Annotated in this window: 2 tRNA genes and 1 rRNA gene; all 3 read right to left on the bottom strand. The window is 53.9% G+C overall.

The features are described from left to right. Positions 1 to 50: 50 nt before the first annotated feature. Positions 51 to 126: transfer RNA gene (locus HF027_RS15460), tRNA-Ala, on the bottom strand. Positions 127 to 232: 106 nt separating this feature from the next. Beyond that, positions 233 to 309: transfer RNA gene (locus HF027_RS15455), tRNA-Ile, on the bottom strand. Positions 310 to 506: 197 nt separating this feature from the next. Then, positions 507 to 558 (bottom strand): 16S ribosomal RNA (locus tag HF027_RS15450); the annotation flags it as partial.

The raw sequence follows: 558 nt of genomic DNA, 5'->3' as shown, positions 1-558 counted from the left end.
GACGATTCGCTCGAATCGCTGACCTCCATCGCTGATCTCTTGTCAGTAAATGGTGGAGCCTAGCGGGATCGAACCGCTGACCTCCTGCGTGCAAGGCAGGCGCTCTCCCAGCTGAGCTAAGGCCCCTCTGATTGCTCTACGTGACATGGAGAATTTTATTCAGGACAAGGCGTCTTGTGGCGACGTATAGCCTGCTATGCGAGTCACAAAACAACGCGGTACTGGATAAAATTGGTGGGTCTGGGCAGACTCGAACTGCCGACCTCACCCTTATCAGGGGTGCGCTCTAACCAACTGAGCTACAGACCCAACACCTATTCTCTCGCTGGTAGAACATGGTCGTTTTACCAACCTCACCCTCCTTTCCACTTAAGGGCAGGGGGTGCGCGCTAACCAACTGAGCGAATACCCTAAGGTCACGCTGGGTCGTTACCCAAACAGTCTTATGCTCTGGCCGATCAGATAATTCATTGTGGACACTTGCCGAGAAGAGGCGAGTCGTCGATTAAGGAGGTGATCCAGCCGCAGGTTCCCCTACGGCTACCTTGTTACGACTTC

It is taken from the genome of Halomonas salinarum, assembly GCF_012062845.1.
Classification (GTDB): Bacteria; Pseudomonadota; Gammaproteobacteria; order Pseudomonadales; family Halomonadaceae; genus Onishia; species Onishia salinarum.
This window is presented reverse-complemented; position numbering and strand designations above follow the sequence as displayed.